General features: G+C 52.0%; 20 protein-coding genes and 1 tRNA gene. 7 read left to right on the top strand and 14 right to left on the bottom strand.

What is annotated here, in order from left to right; genetic code table 11:
* Positions 1–137: 137 nt before the first annotated feature.
* The 5 genes from DHf2319_RS12390 to DHf2319_RS12370 form a co-directional block, all read right to left on the bottom strand.
* Positions 138–755: a LysE family translocator gene (locus DHf2319_RS12390; RefSeq protein WP_243478666.1), complete on the bottom strand. Its 618-nt coding sequence runs from the start codon at positions 753–755 to the stop codon at positions 138–140.
* 232 nt (positions 756–987) lie between these two features.
* Positions 988–1,242, bottom strand: a complete 255-nt coding sequence (locus tag DHf2319_RS12385; protein ID WP_243480104.1) for a helix-turn-helix domain-containing protein — start codon at positions 1,240–1,242, stop codon at positions 988–990.
* 19 nt (positions 1,243–1,261) lie between these two features.
* Positions 1,262–1,600 (bottom strand): type II toxin-antitoxin system RelE/ParE family toxin, encoded by a 339-nt coding sequence (locus DHf2319_RS12380; RefSeq protein WP_243478665.1) that lies wholly within the window; start codon positions 1,598–1,600, stop codon positions 1,262–1,264.
* Positions 1,601–2,315: 715 nt separating this feature from the next.
* The gene (locus DHf2319_RS12375; RefSeq protein WP_243478664.1) at positions 2,316–2,813 is read right to left on the bottom strand and encodes an NYN domain-containing protein; all 498 of its coding nucleotides are present in this window, start codon (positions 2,811–2,813) and stop codon (positions 2,316–2,318) included.
* Positions 2,814–2,843: 30 nt separating this feature from the next.
* On the bottom strand, positions 2,844–3,500 hold the full coding sequence (locus tag DHf2319_RS12370; RefSeq protein ID WP_243478663.1) for an NYN domain-containing protein: 657 nt from the start codon (positions 3,498–3,500) through the stop codon (positions 2,844–2,846).
* Positions 3,501–3,516: 16 nt separating this feature from the next.
* Here DHf2319_RS12370 and DHf2319_RS12365 point away from each other — a divergent pair, with 16 nt between their 5' ends.
* Positions 3,517–3,660 (top strand): hypothetical protein, encoded by a 144-nt coding sequence (locus DHf2319_RS12365; protein ID WP_243478662.1) that lies wholly within the window; start codon positions 3,517–3,519, stop codon positions 3,658–3,660.
* A gap of 378 nt (positions 3,661–4,038) precedes the next feature.
* On the opposite strand, the gene mazF is transcribed toward DHf2319_RS12365, so the two are convergent.
* The 4 genes from mazF to DHf2319_RS12345 form a co-directional block, all read right to left on the bottom strand.
* Entirely contained in the window at positions 4,039–4,380 is a 342-nt protein-coding gene (gene mazF / locus DHf2319_RS12360) for an endoribonuclease MazF (RefSeq protein WP_243478661.1), read from the bottom strand.
* Entirely contained in the window at positions 4,380–4,622 is a 243-nt protein-coding gene (locus DHf2319_RS12355) for an AbrB/MazE/SpoVT family DNA-binding domain-containing protein (RefSeq protein WP_243478660.1), read from the bottom strand. Before DHf2319_RS12355 ends, mazF begins: the two co-directional genes overlap by 1 nt.
* A 95-nt stretch (positions 4,623–4,717) precedes the next feature.
* Positions 4,718–5,422 (bottom strand): NYN domain-containing protein, encoded by a 705-nt coding sequence (locus DHf2319_RS12350; protein WP_243478659.1) that lies wholly within the window; start codon positions 5,420–5,422, stop codon positions 4,718–4,720.
* Between the two features lie 206 nt (positions 5,423–5,628).
* Positions 5,629–5,704, bottom strand: a tRNA-Phe gene (locus DHf2319_RS12345).
* 237 nt (positions 5,705–5,941) lie between these two features.
* Here DHf2319_RS12345 and hemA point away from each other — a divergent pair.
* The 5 genes from hemA to DHf2319_RS12320 all read left to right on the top strand — a co-directional run bounded on the left by hemA (position 5,942) and on the right by DHf2319_RS12320 (position 10,215).
* A complete protein-coding gene (hemA, locus tag DHf2319_RS12340) occupies positions 5,942–7,216 on the top strand; it encodes a glutamyl-tRNA reductase (RefSeq protein ID WP_243478658.1) in 1,275 nt (424 codons plus the stop codon).
* 109 nt (positions 7,217–7,325) lie between these two features.
* Positions 7,326–8,408, top strand: a complete 1,083-nt coding sequence (prfA, locus tag DHf2319_RS12335) for a peptide chain release factor 1 (RefSeq protein WP_243478657.1) — start codon at positions 7,326–7,328, stop codon at positions 8,406–8,408.
* Complete coding sequence (prmC, locus tag DHf2319_RS12330; RefSeq protein ID WP_243478656.1) at positions 8,359–9,243, top strand: peptide chain release factor N(5)-glutamine methyltransferase; 885 nt, start codon at positions 8,359–8,361, stop codon at positions 9,241–9,243. The genes prfA and prmC overlap by 50 nt, the downstream gene beginning before the upstream one ends.
* Before the next feature lie 64 nt (positions 9,244–9,307).
* Positions 9,308–9,634: a Grx4 family monothiol glutaredoxin gene (gene grxD, locus DHf2319_RS12325; RefSeq protein WP_243478655.1), complete on the top strand. Its 327-nt coding sequence runs from the start codon at positions 9,308–9,310 to the stop codon at positions 9,632–9,634.
* Complete coding sequence (locus DHf2319_RS12320; RefSeq protein ID WP_243478654.1) at positions 9,631–10,215, top strand: UbiX family flavin prenyltransferase; 585 nt, start codon at positions 9,631–9,633, stop codon at positions 10,213–10,215. Before grxD ends, DHf2319_RS12320 begins: the two co-directional genes overlap by 4 nt.
* A gap of 23 nt (positions 10,216–10,238) precedes the next feature.
* On the opposite strand, the gene DHf2319_RS12315 is transcribed toward DHf2319_RS12320, so the two are convergent.
* From DHf2319_RS12315 to DHf2319_RS12295, 5 genes are all read right to left on the bottom strand, one after another.
* Positions 10,239–10,970: an SDR family oxidoreductase gene (locus tag DHf2319_RS12315; RefSeq protein WP_243478653.1), complete on the bottom strand. Its 732-nt coding sequence runs from the start codon at positions 10,968–10,970 to the stop codon at positions 10,239–10,241.
* Positions 10,971–11,049: 79 nt separating this feature from the next.
* Positions 11,050–11,955, bottom strand: a complete 906-nt coding sequence (gene ttcA, locus DHf2319_RS12310) for a tRNA 2-thiocytidine(32) synthetase TtcA (RefSeq protein ID WP_243478652.1) — start codon at positions 11,953–11,955, stop codon at positions 11,050–11,052.
* Positions 11,956–11,969: 14 nt separating this feature from the next.
* Positions 11,970–12,335 carry a dihydroneopterin aldolase gene (locus DHf2319_RS12305; protein ID WP_243478651.1) on the bottom strand — a complete coding sequence of 122 codons (366 nt, stop codon included), beginning with the start codon at positions 12,333–12,335 and terminating at the stop codon, positions 11,970–11,972.
* Between the two features lie 132 nt (positions 12,336–12,467).
* Positions 12,468–13,568, bottom strand: a complete 1,101-nt coding sequence (mnmH, locus tag DHf2319_RS12300) for a tRNA 2-selenouridine(34) synthase MnmH (protein WP_243478650.1) — start codon at positions 13,566–13,568, stop codon at positions 12,468–12,470.
* 2 nt (positions 13,569–13,570) lie between these two features.
* Positions 13,571–15,340 (bottom strand): M61 family metallopeptidase, encoded by a 1,770-nt coding sequence (locus tag DHf2319_RS12295; protein ID WP_243478649.1) that lies wholly within the window; start codon positions 15,338–15,340, stop codon positions 13,571–13,573.
* A 36-nt stretch (positions 15,341–15,376) separates the two neighbouring features.
* Between DHf2319_RS12295 and DHf2319_RS12290 the strand changes: the two genes are divergently transcribed.
* Positions 15,377–16,168: an enoyl-CoA hydratase gene (locus DHf2319_RS12290; RefSeq protein WP_243478648.1), complete on the top strand. Its 792-nt coding sequence runs from the start codon at positions 15,377–15,379 to the stop codon at positions 16,166–16,168.
* The last annotated feature ends 38 nt before the right edge of the window (positions 16,169–16,206 follow it).

Genomic DNA, 16,206 nt, shown 5'->3' with positions numbered 1-16,206 from the left:
GATGCCATCCAGAGCTTGATGTGTAAAATTAATTCATTAAAACCAAACAATAGAAGAAGTTTATTGCTCTGCGCAGTTCAGCGGCACGCAAAATTAATCGCCACAAAATTGTGCGCAGTTGGTCTGTGGGGGTTAAATCAAGCGGTCAGTCTGAATGCGAAGATTACAAAGATGCTCCCGGTGATGCGATCTAGGGTCTTCAATATTGAGGGTCGCTTCAAAAAACGTTCCAGAGGGACAGTCGCCACAATCAGGGCACAAAACCACAACATCGACACCATCACATGAATAGCTGCCAGCCCCAGCGAATAGGCAGCAACTTCGGTGCCGTTGGGAACGAATTGTGGCAAAAAGGTAACGTAGAAAATGCCAATCTTGGGATTGAGGACATTGACCATCAGACCCTTGCCAAAAGCCCGCGAGCTTGAGAAATCGTGTTCAACTGAGGCATGCGACAAACTGGGGCTGTAGGGTCTAAACAATAGTCTGATGCCCAGCCACAAGAGATAGAGTGCACCGGCATATTTCAGCGTTGTATAAGCCGCCTCGGACGCTGCGATCACAGCACCGAGACCGAAAGAGACTGCTGTACCCCACAGCAAACATCCCAAGCAAATTCCCAGCGCTGCCATCAGTGCAGGTTGTCTACCTTGGCTGACTGCTGTATTCAAGACAATGGCAGTGTCCACGCCGGGGGTCAATGCCAGAATCGTAGCAGCCGCTACAAAAGCCAAAAGGGAAGGGAAATCGATCATGTCGGGTCTTAGCGGCGGCTATATATCCAAACTAGTTACCAGGAAATATATGCACCAGATCTTAACTGGACCTTCGATCAAAATATGTACCCCGCTACCAATTGATGTGACGCCGTTCTTGGTGGTGCAAAAGAAACAATTTCAATACTTGTCTTACTTGGCTGCGCTCCAGTGTGGGTAGGCAGCATCGCAAGCAATACTAGTTCGATGGCTGATGAGTCAAAAGGGCAAATTAGCTTACCCGCAACTCCAGACTCCGACCGCAAGCTTTTAAATAACGTCGCAACGTGGCCAGCGAGGGGGAATGTCTGCCAGTGGCTAGTGAGCGTTCTAGTCGTGCCACAGCGGGTGCTTGGGTGCCCATGCGTTTGGCAAGCTCGGCTTGTGTCAGTCCAGCGTCTTGCCTGGCTTTAAGCAGGGCGTCTAATAGCTCGCCTTCTTCGTGTTCGATTCGCTCGAGTTCGGCTTTCACGCCTTGCCGACTCATCAGTGCCTTTACAACATCATCATGTTTTCTCACGTTTACGCTCCTTCAAACGGTTCATTGCGGTCTCTAATTCCCGCGAAGGGATTCGACCAGTCTTTTTAATGAAACTGTGCAACATTACTATCCGTTTCCCAACTAACGTACAGTAAAAAATTCTGGCAATACCTTCTGATCCTTTCAGGCGTAGCTCAAACAAACCATCTTTGATCGCCTTGGTATGTGGCTCACCAAGATTTGGTCCTATGGCCAGCATCCGGCGAGTCAAAAATATGTAGCGTGCAGCCAACTTGTCAGGCAAGTTGAGAATGTCCATCTGCACGCTGTCGCTGTAATACTCAATCTGATATTGGTCAGACATAATAATAACAAATTTGTTATTAACACGGGAATTTAGTGATGCAGTCTAGTGGTGCAGCAACTAACTTTTGCAACTATCGATCTCGAATAACGACGAAGCCGTCTGGGGTCACAATCCCCAAACGGCTTCTCATTTCTACGGAAAAAAGCGCTTTTGCGCTCAGATTCGGCAATTTTACTGGATGCCACAAAGTCAGTCTTGCCTTATACGCTGGCCAGGAGCGATACAAACCCACCTTTCGCACACATGTGTAACCATTTGACTGCACGGACATTCTGCGTGTGTTGAGTTAAAGCAGTTTTGATAACTTTTTTGAGAACAGAGAGCAAAATCAAACGACAAACTGGCCGAATAGCCAAATTGCACGCACTTGTCGACACACGCAGAATTGGCAGGGGTCGAGCGAATTAGAGGTCCCCGACAACAAAACGCCCAACCGAGAGCGGTTGGGCGCGAAACTTTGGTGGTGCAAAAGAAACAATTTCGATACTTGTCTTACTTGGATGTGAGCGATTGGTGGGGTTAGGGGGCGACTATGCTAAGGAAGAGTCAGGAACAGGCAGTCATTGATATTGGCAGTTATCTCTCCCGTGTCTTGGTGGCGATCTAGATTTCGCCTGATTAGACTATCTCTTCGTTTGATTTCGTTGCGATGTCCAGTCTGTCCCGCATAAAAAAACAGCACTCATGGTTCATTCGGTGTTTCATGCTGCTATCACCAGCTCTCCGGCTTTCGTAACGTTGAGTGCGGAATACGGTCTGGCAATTGTGCAGCTTGCAGATGCACGGGGCTTAGCGGTTTTGACCAATGAGCGTGCTTTGAGAGGTCCGTTGAAATTCTGCGGTGATCGTGCCCCGGAATCGGCGCAACCAATCCCAACCGGATGTCATGGTGGTAATTACGTACTGCTGCGAGAGCGGCCTCAAGGTCGGTGTCGTTGCTACACACAACAGCCTGTTCGTAGGCGCCTGTCCATGCTCCTGTAATCAAGTCAGCAGCAAGGTTGACGTCGGTTTTCTTTTCATTGAAATCATAGACTTGTACCAGCTTCAGGTGTGACGCGTTGTCAATTGGTTTGACGAGGCGTTGATAGGGGGTGCTGGCGAGAATTTTGCCTTCTACAACGGCAATTCTTTCTGGGTACATCTTGCGACTATCTCTTCGTTTGATTTCGTTGCGATGTCCAGTCTGTCCCGCATAAAAAAACAGCACTCATGGTTCATTCGGTGTTTCATGCTGCTATCACCAGCTCTCCGGCTTTCGTAACGTTGAGTGCGGAATACGGTCTGGCAATTGTGCAGCTTGCAGATGCACGGGGCTTAGCGGTTTTGACCAATGAGCGTGCTTTGAGAGGTCCGTTGAAATTCTGCGGTGATCGTGCCCCGGAATCGGCGCAACCAATCCCAACCGGATGTCATGGTGGTAATTACGTACTGCTGCGAGAGCGGCCTCAAGGTCGGTGTCGTTGCTACACACAACAGCCTGTTCGTAGGCGCCTGTCCATGCTCCTGTAATCAAGTCAGCAGCAAGGTTGACGTCGGTTTTCTTTTCATTGAAATCATAGACTTGTACCAGCTTCAGGTGTGACGCGTTGTCAATTGGTTTGACGAGGCGTTGATAGGGGGTGCTGGCGAGAATTTTGCCTTCTACAACGGCAATTCTTTCTGGGTACATCTTGCGAAGTGCTTGCAAGTAACGTCGCTGACGTTGCGGTGATTCTGCGCTGTCACACATCCTGCCCAGCACGGGTGCAGTGTAGTAGCGAACTTGGACGAGATCGGTGCTGCTATCAAGCACATGGTCTCGAAATAATGCAAAAAGATCTAGCCATTTGAGTTTGGTCCTTCTCAGTAATCCGTAGTACAGGTTGTAGCCATCAACATAAACAACAGTTCTCAAAAAGCCATCTCCAGAAATGACAAAGCCGCCAGAAGGCGGCCTGTCGCCCAAAGAGCATCTGGCCAAACCAGACGGTCAAAGGGTGAGTCGTAGTGATAGTGTACATCAAACGCTAGCCACTTTGCGAATTGAGGCGTTTGAAAACGCCAAGCTGAGCTAGATGTTTTGCATTCTGTGGTGTTTTGGCAGATCGAAGGGCACAGAACAATTTGCTTTCGCTTGCGCGCAGAGCTTCGGATCGAACAAACTGACCCCGTAGACACAAGTGCAATAGATCGATTTCCTGATCACTTTACGTGTGTTGATTTAAACAATACTTTGGAAATTTTTTGAGAACAGAGAGCAAAAGTTAACTACAAACTGGCCGAATAGCCAAATTGCACGCACTTGTCGACACACGTAGAACCGGCGCGCGCCCCGCGCAGATTGTGGGGCCGCAAAAAGAAAACGCCCAACCGAGAGCGGTTGGGCGCGAAACCTTGGTGGCCTAGGGCAGAATCGAACTGCCGACACAAGGATTTTCAGTCCTTGTTGTGGATCAAGAGATGCAAAGTAGAGCTTTTATGTTCTCACGCACTTGCCTCAATTGAGCTGAAGAAATTTTGGATTTAAATTTTGCTTTACGCTCACGCCAGTCTAGCGATTTGACCTGATCCGAGAGCACGACGCTGGTCTTTTTGCCGGTTTCAACTTCAACCTCAAACGGGTAGCCCTTTACTTTTGTTGAAAGTGGGCAACATACTGCCAGACTCACTTTGTCGTTGTAGCTCGCCGGGCTAAGTACCAAAGCAGGTCGGTGCCCAGCCTGCTCTCGGCCTGCTTGAGGGTCAAACTCAAGCCACACAATATCCCCCGCATCGGGAATGTAAGACTTAGGCACTAGAGAATCTCCTTCCCGACAGGCTGGCCAAAACTTTCCTCGTCGTGGATATTCTCTGGAGTAATTCCAGCCAGCAACTCATCCAGACGAGTATTTTTAGGTGCGATAGGTTCGATGATGACTTTTCCCTTCAGAACATTGATATTGACCGCCTGATTAACTGTCAGCTGAGCTTGTTCCATGATCGAACTTGAAATCCGTAGTGCAGGGCTGTTTCCCCATTTCTTGATGGTTGCTTGCATTTTGACCTCCTATGTTTCTACATTGTAGATACATAGGGTGGCGTGGTCAATCAGGTCAGCCTGCTCACGATGGAAATCCGAAGGGGCTTCTGCTTTCACATTGATATTTCATGGAGTTCTGCTTTCGCGTTATTGACCACCGAAGGTGACTTGTTGAGCGTGCGCTCGGTTACCACCGGCGTTTGATCGATTGATAACGTCAGATCGCTGTGTTCAAGCATGGATGTTTTTACCTTCTGCCCAAGCGGTACCAAAAATACGAGAGCTCCTTCACGTCTGGCAAATTTCATCGCCGGTACAAAATCGCTGTCACCAGACACGAGCACAATAACCTGTACATGTTTCTTTAGGGTCAACGCAGCAATGTCCATCCCGATGCGCATATCAACACCTTTCTGTGAGATCTGCGGCAGGAGGTCGGTGCTAGCTACGGTTATTTCGGATGTGTCAACTCTGTTCAGGCTTTTGTTGCTGATTCGCCAGCCGTCAAAAGACAACTCTCCCAGCCTTAGGGCGGTAAACGGTTGCTGAGATAGTTGGTCAAAGAGTTGCCTCGATCGCGCGGCTACCGGACTATCTCCGAAACGGACGATGCCTCCGTTTAATGGTTGTTCATGAGCGGTTTCCAGCGGTAGCGAGTCATAGTAATAAATCCGATGGAGCTGCTTTCCGAAAAGGGGTGGTGCTGCCTTTATTGCGGCTACCAGCCTATCAAAATCGGCTGCCGATGCGTGGCGTTTGTTGGAGCCAAGTTTTCTTTTGGCGAATCCGCCATCAATAAGTATTGCGTAACTTTGCATAAAAGTTGGCCGCCGAACAGGCCGGAGGTCGATGCCCCCTGTTATATGTCGCCCGTAGGGCAGCCGTTTCTCTATGTGAATTGATGTTATTCCAATTGATAGTCGAAGCACAAGTGACTCTGGCAAAGTCCCAGTTGTCACCTCAAACCAGTTACTTGACCCCCAAACGACGAAGCCCCAGCGCATAACGCTGGGGCTTCAAACCTTGGTGGCCCAGGGCAGAATCGAACTGCCGACACAAGGATTTTCAGTCCTCTGCTCTACCGACTGAGCTACCGGGCCAAGGAACGCAAGATGATACACCAAATTTCGCCTTTTGACTTTTGGCCTCCGTGAGCGAGCTTGATGGTGACCATTGCCTTCGTTGTTGTTTGAGCCGATTTGATGCCGCCTGCGCATTTGATTCAGATCAATGGCTAAGGCTTTAAGAGTTAAGCGAGCGTTCAGGACAATGGCGTTCAGCGCGGTAGCGTCCTATAATCCGTTTGACCCCAATCAATTTTTAGTTGCATTGCCCAAATGTCTGTCGGTGTTTACACGCTTGGCCTAAATCACGTCTCCGCCCCTGTGGCGCTGCGTGAGCGCGTGTCACTTTCAGATGAATTGGTTAAGCCGGCGCTCGAGTCGCTGAGGGCTGCGTTTGGTAGCTCGGTTCAGGAAGCGGCGGTGCTCTCGACCTGTAATCGAACTGAGCTGTACTGTGCGGCTGACCGGCATGTGGCGCAGAGCCTGCCGCAGTGGCTAGCTGATTTTCGCCAGCTTGAACACTCCTCGTTAGCGCCGCACCTGTATTTGCATGATCAGGATCAGGCAGTCAGGCACGCCTTTCGTGTGGCCAGTGGCTTGGATTCGATGGTGCTCGGTGAGCCGCAAATTCTGGGCCAAATGAAAGGCGCAGTTCGCACGGCAGAAGAAGCAGGGGCCCTTGGCACGCTATTGCACCAGTTGTTTCAGCGTACTTTCTCTGTCGCTAAAGAAGTGCGGACCACCACAGCAATTGGTGAACAATCGGTCTCACTGGCTGCTGCTGCCGTTCGGTTGGCCGAACGGGTGTTTGGCAACCTCTCAGAGACCAAGATTCTTTTTATCGGTGCAGGGGAGATGATCGAGCTCTGTGCCACACACTTTGCGGCCAAGCAGCCGCAGATGATGACCGTGGCCAATCGCACGCTTGAGCGCGCTGATTTGCTCGCCACGCGTTTTGATGCTTCATCGATGCGTCTGGCAGATTTGCCCGACCGTTTGGCAGATTATGACGTGGTGGTCTCCTGTACGGCCAGTACTTTGCCCATTCTGGGTTTGGGATTGGTTGAGCGTGCCACTCGAAAGCGTCGCCGTTTGCCTATGGTCATGGTGGACTTGGCAGTGCCGCGTGACATTGAACCTGAAGTTGGGCGGTTAGACGACATTTATCTTTATTCAGTTGATGATCTCGGTGCGGTAGTGCAGTCTGGCGCCGAGGCTCGTCAGGCGGCTGTCGTGCAAGCTGAAGCGATCATTGATGCTCGCGTGCGCAGCTTCATGCATTGGTTGCAGCTGCGTTCAACTGTGCCGATCATTCAGGGCCTGCAAGCCGGCGCCCAGGCCGTGCAGGCGCATGAGCTTGAACGCGCCAAACGCGCATTGGCCAAAGGTGAGTCGCCTGAGGCTGTGATGGAGCAACTCGCTCATTCTTTGACACAAAAATATCTTCACGGCACCTTAGCGGCCATTCATCAGAGCGAGGAAGCTGAGCGTGCCCAGTTGCTTGGCTGGCTTCCCCGCTTGTTCCCCTCTCGCGATACCCGTCGTTAGCGAAGCTGTCTGGAACTGCCTCGGGCCTCACTTGGCTCGAGTGCCATGACTGTTTGCCGTTTCGACTGCGCCGTATCGTTTTCCGTAACCTATTTTGTAGTGAGTTGTCATGAAACCCTCCATGCGTTCTCGCCTAGAGCAACTAGCCAATAGGCTTGAAGAAATTGACGCCATTTTGTCCGAACCCGAAACTGGACAAGAAATGAAGCGTTTTACGGCACTGTCGCGCGAGCGGTCTGAATTGGAACCGGTCGCTACCGCGTTTGGTGAGTTGGTGCGTGCAGAGGATGGTTATCAGCAGGCCAAAGAGCTGATGAGTGACCCGGATATGAAGGAGATGGCCAGCGAGGAAATGCAGCATTGCAAAGAGCGCATCGAGACGTTGCAAGATGAGCTGCAGATTCTGTTATTGCCAAAAGATCCGGATGATTCTCGCAGCGTCTTTCTAGAGATTCGCGCCGGCACGGGGGGCGATGAAAGTGCCCTGTTCTGCGGCGATTTATTGCGCATGTACACGCGTTACGCTGAGCAAAAAGGTTGGCGTGTAGAGCTCATGTCTGAAAGCCCTTCGGAGCTCGGCGGCTATAAAGAAGTGATTGTTCGCATCGAGGGTGAAGGTGTCTACGGGCAGCTCAAATTTGAGTCAGGTGCCCATCGCGTTCAGCGTGTGCCGGAGACTGAGTCTCAGGGCCGTATTCACACATCAGCTTGCACGGTGGCCGTTATGCCAGAGGCCGATGCGCAGACAGAGATCAACATTTCCCCGTCGGATTTGCGAATCGATACATTCAGAGCAAGTGGCGCAGGTGGCCAGCACATCAACAAAACCGACTCTGCGGTCCGTATTACTCATTTACCCTCGGGTATTGTCGTCGAGTGCCAGGATGATCGATCTCAGCATCGCAACCGGGACAAGGCGATGCAAGTTTTGGCGGCCAGGCTCAAAGACCAGCAGCTGCGCGAGCAGCAAAGCAAAGAAGCGGCCGAACGTAAAAGTCTCGTGGGTTCAGGGGATCGATCAGAGCGTATTCGCACATACAACTTTCCTCAGGGTCGCATGACCGATCATCGAATCAATCTGACACTCTACAAATTGCAAGCGATTATGGAGGGTGATCTAGACGAATTGACTGGCGCACTGATTGCTGAGCATCAAGCTAACCAATTGGCAGCCTTGGCAGATGCGGCCTGAACGGTTCACGGTAAAAGATTGTCTGGCCAATGCCGTTATGCAGGCAGGCTTACCACGGCTGGAGGCGCAGATGTTACTTGAGTATGTGCTTGAGCAGCCACGTGTGTGGCTGATTGCGCACGACGAATATTTACTCTCGGGTGACGAGTTCGATAGGTTTGATGGGCTTTGTCAGCGTCGACTGATGGGTGAGCCTATGGCGTATCTGGTCGGTGTACGTGAGTTTATGGGATTACCGTTTGAGGTCAGTCCCGCTGTGCTTATCCCGCGACCGGAAACAGAGTTGCTGGTCGAAACCGCCTTGAAATGGATGGATGATCTTCAGGCGCCGCGGGTGCTCGATCTCGGCACTGGTAGCGGAGCCATCGCGGTGGCGATTGCGCATGCACGGCCTGATGCCAGGGTTTGTGCAACGGATGTTAGCCAAGAGGCGCTTATTCTGGCTCAGCGCAATGCTGTCAGACACGGTGTTAATGTCAAGTTTGCGGCCGGGTCTTGGTTTGCAGCGCTGGATCAAGCAGACGAGCAGTTCGATTTGGTTGTGTCTAATCCACCGTATATTGCTGCGGGCGACCCTCACCTGGTTCAGGGTGATCTGCGGTTTGAACCAAGGAATGCGCTAACTGATGAATCGGATGGGTTAGCAGCTTATCGTTTTTTGGCCAGCGGCGCTCCCGCGTTTTTAGCGTCAAAGGGTGTGCTGTGTCTGGAGCACGGTTTTACTCAGGCTAATGCGGTTAAGCAGCTATTACTGAATGCGGGGTTTTTGAATGTAAAAACCATACAGGACCTGGCTGGCCACCCACGGGTGACGATGGGTTCATATAATGGGTGAAATGCTGGTATTTTGAACCGGCCATATTACTGATTTGTCAAATCGAATCTAAGGAATCAGAGCCATGTCAGACGCTCAAACTTTCATTAAAGAAACCGTGACGAACAATCCAGTCGTATTGTTTATGAAAGGTACTGCACAGTTTCCACAGTGCGGCTTCTCGGGGCGAGCCATACAGCTGTTACGCGAAAGTGGTGTGACCAAGCTTGTGACGGTTAACGTGCTCGAGGACGATGAAGTCCGCCAGGGAATTAAGACTTTCTCACAATGGCCGACCATTCCACAACTATATGTAAACGGCGAATTCATTGGTGGCTGTGACATCATGGGTGAGATGGATCAAAGCGGCGAACTTAAAAAACTTCTTCAGGAAGCGGGCGCCACCTCGTGAGCGAAACTCGCAGGCTCGTCGTAGGTATTACGGGTGCCACGGGTTCGGCATACGCCATTCGCTTGCTTGAGATGGCGCGTGCTGTTCAAGACGTCGAGACACACCTGGTGGTGTCGGCGTCGGGGGTGCTGAACGTACGTCATGAGCTTGGTTTAAGCCGCCAGCAGATACACTCATTGGCAGACCGCGTCTACAACATCCGGGATGTGGGTGCCACCTTGGCCAGTGGTTCGTTTGCCACCACGGGCATGGTGGTAGTGCCATGCTCGATGCGCACACTTGCGGCCATCGCAATTGGCTTAGCCGATAACCTCATCACGCGTGCAGCAGATGTCACGCTCAAAGAGCGTCGAAGATTGGTGCTTGCGGTGCGCGAGACGCCATTTAACCTTGCGCACTTACGCAATATGACAGCGGTCACTGAAATGGGCGCGATCGTGTTTCCGCCTTTGCCCGCCTTTTACCATCTGCCCAAGACCATTGATGAGCTTGTCGATCACTCAGCGGCCAGGATGCTTGAGCTCGCTGGCGTTGAGGTGCCGCGTGCGAGCTGGCAAGGCTTAAAGTCTGAGCTGCAATGAGGTCTGGGCTCGACTAAGTTGCTCTAGGCTGTGTGGCTTAGACCCACAGTCATGCCGCCACAAACATACAAAATCTGTCCGGTAATAAATCCCGCCCGATCATCTAGAAATGAGGCGACCGCATGTGCAACGTCTGCCGGTTCGCCCATGCGTTTAACAGGTAGCGTATCGATAATTTGTTTGGTTTTTGGGGAGTCGGGCGGATTACCGGATAAAAATAGATCGGTAGCGATTGGACCTGGACCGATGGCGTTAACGGTTATCCCATTGGCGCCTTCTTCGAGTGCCCATGTGCGTGTCATGCCTAGCAGACCAGCTTTTGTGGCGCTGTAGGCAGTGCGCAGCTCTTTGCCCAAGGCCGATCGACTGGTGATGTTCACGATCCTACCGAACTTTGCTTGTCGCATAGCCGGAAGAAAACTCTGAGCCACCAGCAAGGGTGCGCGCAAATTCAATTGGACTACCGCCTCAAAATCTTCCACGCTTGTGTCTTGAAGTAACGCCGGACGAATAAAGCCCGCATTATTGACGACACGTAAAACGTCACCGCGAGTAGCAATTGTTTGTAGCGTTGCTTCAGCAGCGTCCCAATCCATCAGGTCAACATTGACAAATTCTTCGCCTGGCTCGAGCGCTTTGGGGGCAACCAAGTCAACATTAACGATCCGGTAGCCGTCATCAGTTAAGCGTTTGGCGATAGCTCTACCTATACCGCCACTGCCACCTGTGACGAGCACTTTGTTTCTTGGGTTCACGATCTACCCTTTGAGCTTGATAATGAGTCGATCGTATCTCAAGAAACAACCGGGTGGCAAAGTGACTGCCAACTCACTGTCAATCGTCTAATTGGGTGACCGAAGGCGATGTCGCAAGGGGTTCGGGATCGAATGCCAGGTCACCGCCTGGATTAGCGTTACCACCGGGCTTCAATCCAGCGAAATCGAAAAGCCCACGATCCATTAGGTGCGACGGCACAACAGTTGCCAAAGCATTAAACGCATTCCAGACACGTTGTGGGTGTTGCCGCTCCCACATTCTTAACATTTCGCTGACCTCACGGCGCTTGAGGTTCTCCTGTGAGCCGCACAGGTTACAGGGAATAATAGGAAACTGTTTAACCTCGGCGAACTTAATCAGGTCTGCCTCGGTGACGTATGCCAGTGGCCGAATTACCGTGTGGCGCCCATCGTCGGACACTAATTTCGGTGGCATGGCTTTCAGGCGCGCGGCATAAAACAGGTTCAAAAAGAAAGTCGCCAAAATATCGTCGCGATGGTGTCCAAGCGCGATCTTGGTGGCCCCTAGCTCACTGGCGACCCGGTATAGAACGCCACGACGCAAGCGGGAACAGAGTGAACATGTCGTCTTACCCTCGGGTATTAATCGTTTGACGATTGAGTAGGTGTCTTGTTGTTCAATGTGAAATGGCACACCAAGCGCCGAAAGGTAGTTTGGTAAGACAGCCTCTGGAAAACCAGGCTGCTTTTGATCGAGGTTAACAGCAACCAAATCGAAGGCAATCGGCGCGCGATGCTGTAGGGTCATCAACAAGTCCAGTAATGCATATGAGTCCTTGCCGCCGGACAGGCAGACCATCACCTTGTCGCCTTCTTCGATCATTTGATAATCGGCGATGGCTTTGCCCGTTTCACGTAGTAAGCGCTTTTGCAGCTTATTCGCATTGAGTTCAATCTTTTGATTGCTAGTACGATGAATGGCGATCGTTTGAACGGTAGTCATGGCTAACGGGTCTATCAGCTGCTACGTTGTTTGTGGACCTCAATCGCAACACCGGCTGAATCTGCAAACGCTGAGGGTTTGGTGATGCGCACCGTCACTTCACGCGTCTCGATAAAGGTGGTGAGCAGGCGATTGGCCACGTTATCAGTCAGCGTCTCGAGCAAGTTGACGTGACCACTTGTGCATTCTTTGACAATGGATTCATGCAGCGTGCGGTAATCAAGCACGCTGTTGATGTCAGTGTCATTAACGGGCTGATTGACATCAACCTCAATTTCAGCGTCGATATGGATCGGTTGGGTCGCAATACGTTCGTGCTCCAAGATACCAATGCTGGCGTCTAGCGCGATGCGCGAGAAGATGATTCGTCGTGTGGGCATGATGTGTTAGGAGATGAAGCCAAGGCCCAATTGTAGGGCAGCCGCGCAGGGATTTCAGCTTTAGGCGCTTGAGCCTCAAACCATTGCTTCAAATCGTTAGGTGCGCAAGTGCCGAGGGTTTCGCCTGCAAATTTAATGTCCTTGCGCTTGGAGGTAGGCGATTACATCCTGGGCATTGCCCTCAAATACCACGGCACTTTGCTTTTGCTGTCGCTGATAGCGGTACATCGGGTCGTAGTAATCGGTCATGAGCGGTTCAATCCATGCCCGGTGGGCATCGAATTCTCCGTATGAAATCTGCCTTGATAGTGCAGTTTTCAAGTGCTGCTGCAGTTGGCTATACCGCTCAAGACCTAGACGTTTGTGCAAGTTATGCAAGCTTTTGGTGAGGTGCGCCTGGTAAAGCTCAAGTCCCTTCGCTTCGCCGTATTCAGCCACATAGTCCCTAGCCAAGGATTCGATGTAGTCGCGTTGTATACGACGAACCCGTTGCTCAAGTGGTGCTGTGACCCATACAAGAGAACTTTGCTGCGTCTTTTGTCTAAGTGTCAGTGGTACTGCACAACGCCCGATCAAATGCGATTCGTCTTCAACCGCGATCAGCGTGTGTTGTTGCCGTGATAGCTTGAGCAGCTCGATGCTCAAGCTATTCTCAAAATCTATTTGACTAGGCTGTCGCTGCGCTCGCCCGCCAAAGCTTGAACCGCGATGACGTGCAAGACCCTCAAGATCGATTTTGACATCGAGCGTTTGAATCACATCTGTTTTTCCGCAGCCTGTCAGACCGCCAACAACCAGAAAGCTGCTGCGTTGTACAACGGTCTCTAGATTTTGTAATAGAAACTGGCGCATGGCTTTGTAGCCACCGGCAATCCGGGGGCGATCATGGCCAGCTTGTTTGAGCCAATGCTGCGAGATTTGTGAGCGCATACCACCGCGGAAACAATACAGCACCCCCTCGGGATTTTTTTGCATGAAATCAGCCCATTTCGCGATGCGTTCATCACGCAAAGCACCGCTGACAAGCTGGTGACCAAGTGCAACCGCGGCGTCTTGCCCCTGCTGCTTGTAGGCAATGCCAACAGCTTCGCGTTCAGTATCGTTCATTAATGGCAGGTTCACAGCGCACGGAAACGAGCCCTGTGCGAATTCAATCGGTGCTCGCACATCGAGCAGCGGGGTGTCGGATAACAGCAGCGTCGCGTAATCGCTGACCAATTCCGGTGTGGACACAGTTAGCTTGCCTTGAGCGGCTTGATTTCGCAGGTTGATGCAGCGGGTGCTGCGAGCTTGACCATGCGCGCTTGCAATACGTCACCACGAAATGCCTGGAGTTGAACCGTCTCACCGGGCTGATACGCGGCAAGCAGTTGCTTGAACGAGTTGGCGCTGTTGCCAATGCGCAGGCCGTTGCATGCCACCAGTATGTCACCAGCCGAAAGCCCGGCTCGATGGGCGCTGCCACCCTCGATGACTTGTCGGATGGTCAGTGATTCACCATGTGGCTTGAACGTTGCGCCAATCTCTGGTGTTTGGTCTTTTGCGATCCAGTTCAGCTCGAAGCCTTGCGATCTCAACAGTTTTTCCAGCGGGACGTCTGCTGTTTGCTCGACCCACTGCGCAATCTCGTCTCTGACATCCACGCCAGTGGCTTGTTTAACGATTTGCACAAAGCCCGTTTCGCTTAAGCCTTTGGGCTGGCCTTGATAGAAGTGTTCACCAAATTGTTGCCACAGCGCCCGCATCACGTCGTCAAGGCTATGGCGATTGTCGCTACGCCGGCGAATGGTCAGGTCCAGTCCGAGCGCCACCAAAGATCCTTTGGCGTAGTAACTGCTGATTGAATTGGGGGCATTTTCGTCTTGCTTGTAGTACTTGGTCCAAGCGTCAAATGAACTATTAGCCAGCGACTGTTTCAGACGCCCGGGTCCCGCATGAACGCCTGTGATAGCCTTTGCTAACTGTTTCAAGTAGGTTGGCATGTCGATGACGCCACTACGCACTAGCATCAGATCATCGTAGTAAGACGTGAAACCTTCAAAGATCCAAAGCAAGCGGGTGTGATTGGGTCTAGCCAGGTCATAAGGCACAAAAGCTGCTGGCTTGATGCGCTTGACGTTCCAGGTATGGAAGTATTCATGGCTGACCAAACCCAGAAAAGTGACGTAGCCGTCCGGCGCTTTTTCTTGGTGCTTGGTTGGCAAATCTTGCCGTGAGCAGACCAGTGCAGTGCTGGCGCGGTGTTCTAGGCCACCATAGCCATCAGCAGTGACCAAGGTCATGAACACATATTCTGGCGCGCTGTCCAAAAACGGTGCGCGGGCATTGACTGGGTCAAACAATCGGATCTGGGCCTCGCAAACCCGTTTGACGTCGCGTGCGATACGAGCCAAGTCCAGATTCGGGACATGGCCTGTGAACACCATGCTGTGCTTGGCCCCGCATGCTTCAAAACGCACCACAGCAGGTCGACCCAATTCAAACGGGTGATCGATCAGCGCATCGTAGTCTGGCGCCATGAAGCGGCCCAGCGAATCGGCTGGCAAGCGTGTGGTCGAAGCTGGCATGCTGGTGTAGACACGCCATCCGCGTTGGCCCGCCGGACGTATGATGTCAACCATACATGGCCAATGTTCAAGGCCATGAGGCTTTAGAAAAACCGATGTGCCATTAAAAAATGCATGCGAGTCGTCTACGTGCGCACCTCTGACCGACAAGTCCCAGGCGTAAACAACGATTTCAACGGTCAGGCTGCCTTGGCAACGATCAAAGACCCAGCGGTGATCATCGAGTTTTTTTGGGGCATGCCAGCGCCCGCCATGCCTGCCACGGATGCTTTCGATGTGGCGCGAGAAGTCCCGGATCAGGTAACTGCCCGGAATCCATGCAGGCATCGACACAACTTGACTGGCGCTTGCGACTTGTTCGATCTGCAGGGTTATCCTCAAGCGATGACCCGCTAGATCGTGGGGGTCGACGGTGTAACGTAGAGTTTGTTGTTTCATCCTGCTATCTTAATGAGAATTTCGTGGAGACTGAACATGAGTGATACACAAACAAATGAAACCCTGATTTTGCAGGAAGTTGAAGGTCGTGTGGCGATTCTCACGCTGAACCGTCCTAAAGCGCTGAACGCGTTGAATGACGCCTTGATGGATGAGCTAAGTGCTGCGTTAGCCAAGTTTGACGGGGATGACAACATTGGCGCCATCATTATCACCGGCAGCGAAAAGGCCTTTGCCGCGGGAGCAGACATCGGCGCGATGGCATCGTGGTCATACATGGACGTCTATAAATCTGAGTACATCACGCGCAACTGGGATCCAATTGCGCGTGTGCGTAAACCTATCATCGCTGCAGTCTCTGGTTACGCACTTGGCGGCGGCTGTGAGCTTGCCATGATGTGCGATTTCATCATTGCTGCTGACTCGGCCAAGTTTGGCCAGCCAGAGATCAAGTTGGGCATCATTCCTGGTGCTGGCGGCACACAGCGTTTGCCGCGCGCGGTCGGCAAGTCCAAGGCCATGGACATGGTCTTAACGGGCCGCATGATGAATGCCGAGGAAGCTGAGCGATCGGGGCTGGTCTCCCGCGTAGTGCCGGCTGACCAATTGCTGGCTCAGGCCAAAGAGGCCGCCACGGTCATTGCTTCGATGTCACTGCCCTCGGTCATCATGGCCAAAGAGTCGGTCAACCGAGCTTGGGAAAGCAGCTTGCGTGAAGGTGTGTTGTTCGAGCGCCGCGCGTTTCACTCGCTATTTGCTACCGAGGACCAAAAAGAGGGAATGACAGCTTTTGTTGAAAAACGCTCGCCCGAGTTCAAACACCGGTAATCAGGTTGGCACCTGGGGAAACAGACTGGGTCCCAGAC

The organism is Orrella daihaiensis (assembly GCF_022811525.1).
GTDB lineage: Bacteria > Pseudomonadota > Gammaproteobacteria > Burkholderiales > Burkholderiaceae_B > Algicoccus > Algicoccus daihaiensis.
Note: the sequence above shows the minus strand (reverse complement) of the source record. Positions and strands in the feature narration are given on the sequence as shown.

Excerpts from the sequence above, each read along its gene's own strand:
- DHf2319_RS12385 (WP_243480104.1), bottom strand. The coding sequence starts at position 1,242 with ATGAGTCGGCAAGGCGTGAAAGCCGAACTCGAGCGAATCGAACACGAA.
- prfA (WP_243478657.1), top strand. The coding sequence starts at position 7,326 with ATGAAACCCTCCATGCGTTCTCGCCTAGAGCAACTAGCCAATAGGCTT.
- DHf2319_RS12290 (WP_243478648.1), top strand. The coding sequence starts at position 15,377 with ATGAGTGATACACAAACAAATGAAACCCTGATTTTGCAGGAAGTTGAA.
- grxD (WP_243478655.1), top strand. The coding sequence starts at position 9,308 with ATGTCAGACGCTCAAACTTTCATTAAAGAAACCGTGACGAACAATCCA.
- DHf2319_RS12380 (WP_243478665.1), bottom strand. The coding sequence starts at position 1,600 with ATGTCTGACCAATATCAGATTGAGTATTACAGCGACAGCGTGCAGATG.
- DHf2319_RS12365 (WP_243478662.1), top strand. The coding sequence starts at position 3,517 with ATGACAAAGCCGCCAGAAGGCGGCCTGTCGCCCAAAGAGCATCTGGCC.
- DHf2319_RS12305 (WP_243478651.1), bottom strand. The coding sequence starts at position 12,335 with ATGCCCACACGACGAATCATCTTCTCGCGCATCGCGCTAGACGCCAGC.
- DHf2319_RS12350 (WP_243478659.1), bottom strand. The coding sequence starts at position 5,422 with ATGCAAAGTTACGCAATACTTATTGATGGCGGATTCGCCAAAAGAAAA.
- hemA (WP_243478658.1), top strand. The coding sequence starts at position 5,942 with ATGTCTGTCGGTGTTTACACGCTTGGCCTAAATCACGTCTCCGCCCCT.
- DHf2319_RS12355 (WP_243478660.1), bottom strand. The coding sequence starts at position 4,622 with ATGCAAGCAACCATCAAGAAATGGGGAAACAGCCCTGCACTACGGATT.
- DHf2319_RS12295 (WP_243478649.1), bottom strand. The coding sequence starts at position 15,340 with ATGAAACAACAAACTCTACGTTACACCGTCGACCCCCACGATCTAGCG.
- ttcA (WP_243478652.1), bottom strand. The coding sequence starts at position 11,955 with ATGACTACCGTTCAAACGATCGCCATTCATCGTACTAGCAATCAAAAG.
- DHf2319_RS12390 (WP_243478666.1), bottom strand. The coding sequence starts at position 755 with ATGATCGATTTCCCTTCCCTTTTGGCTTTTGTAGCGGCTGCTACGATT.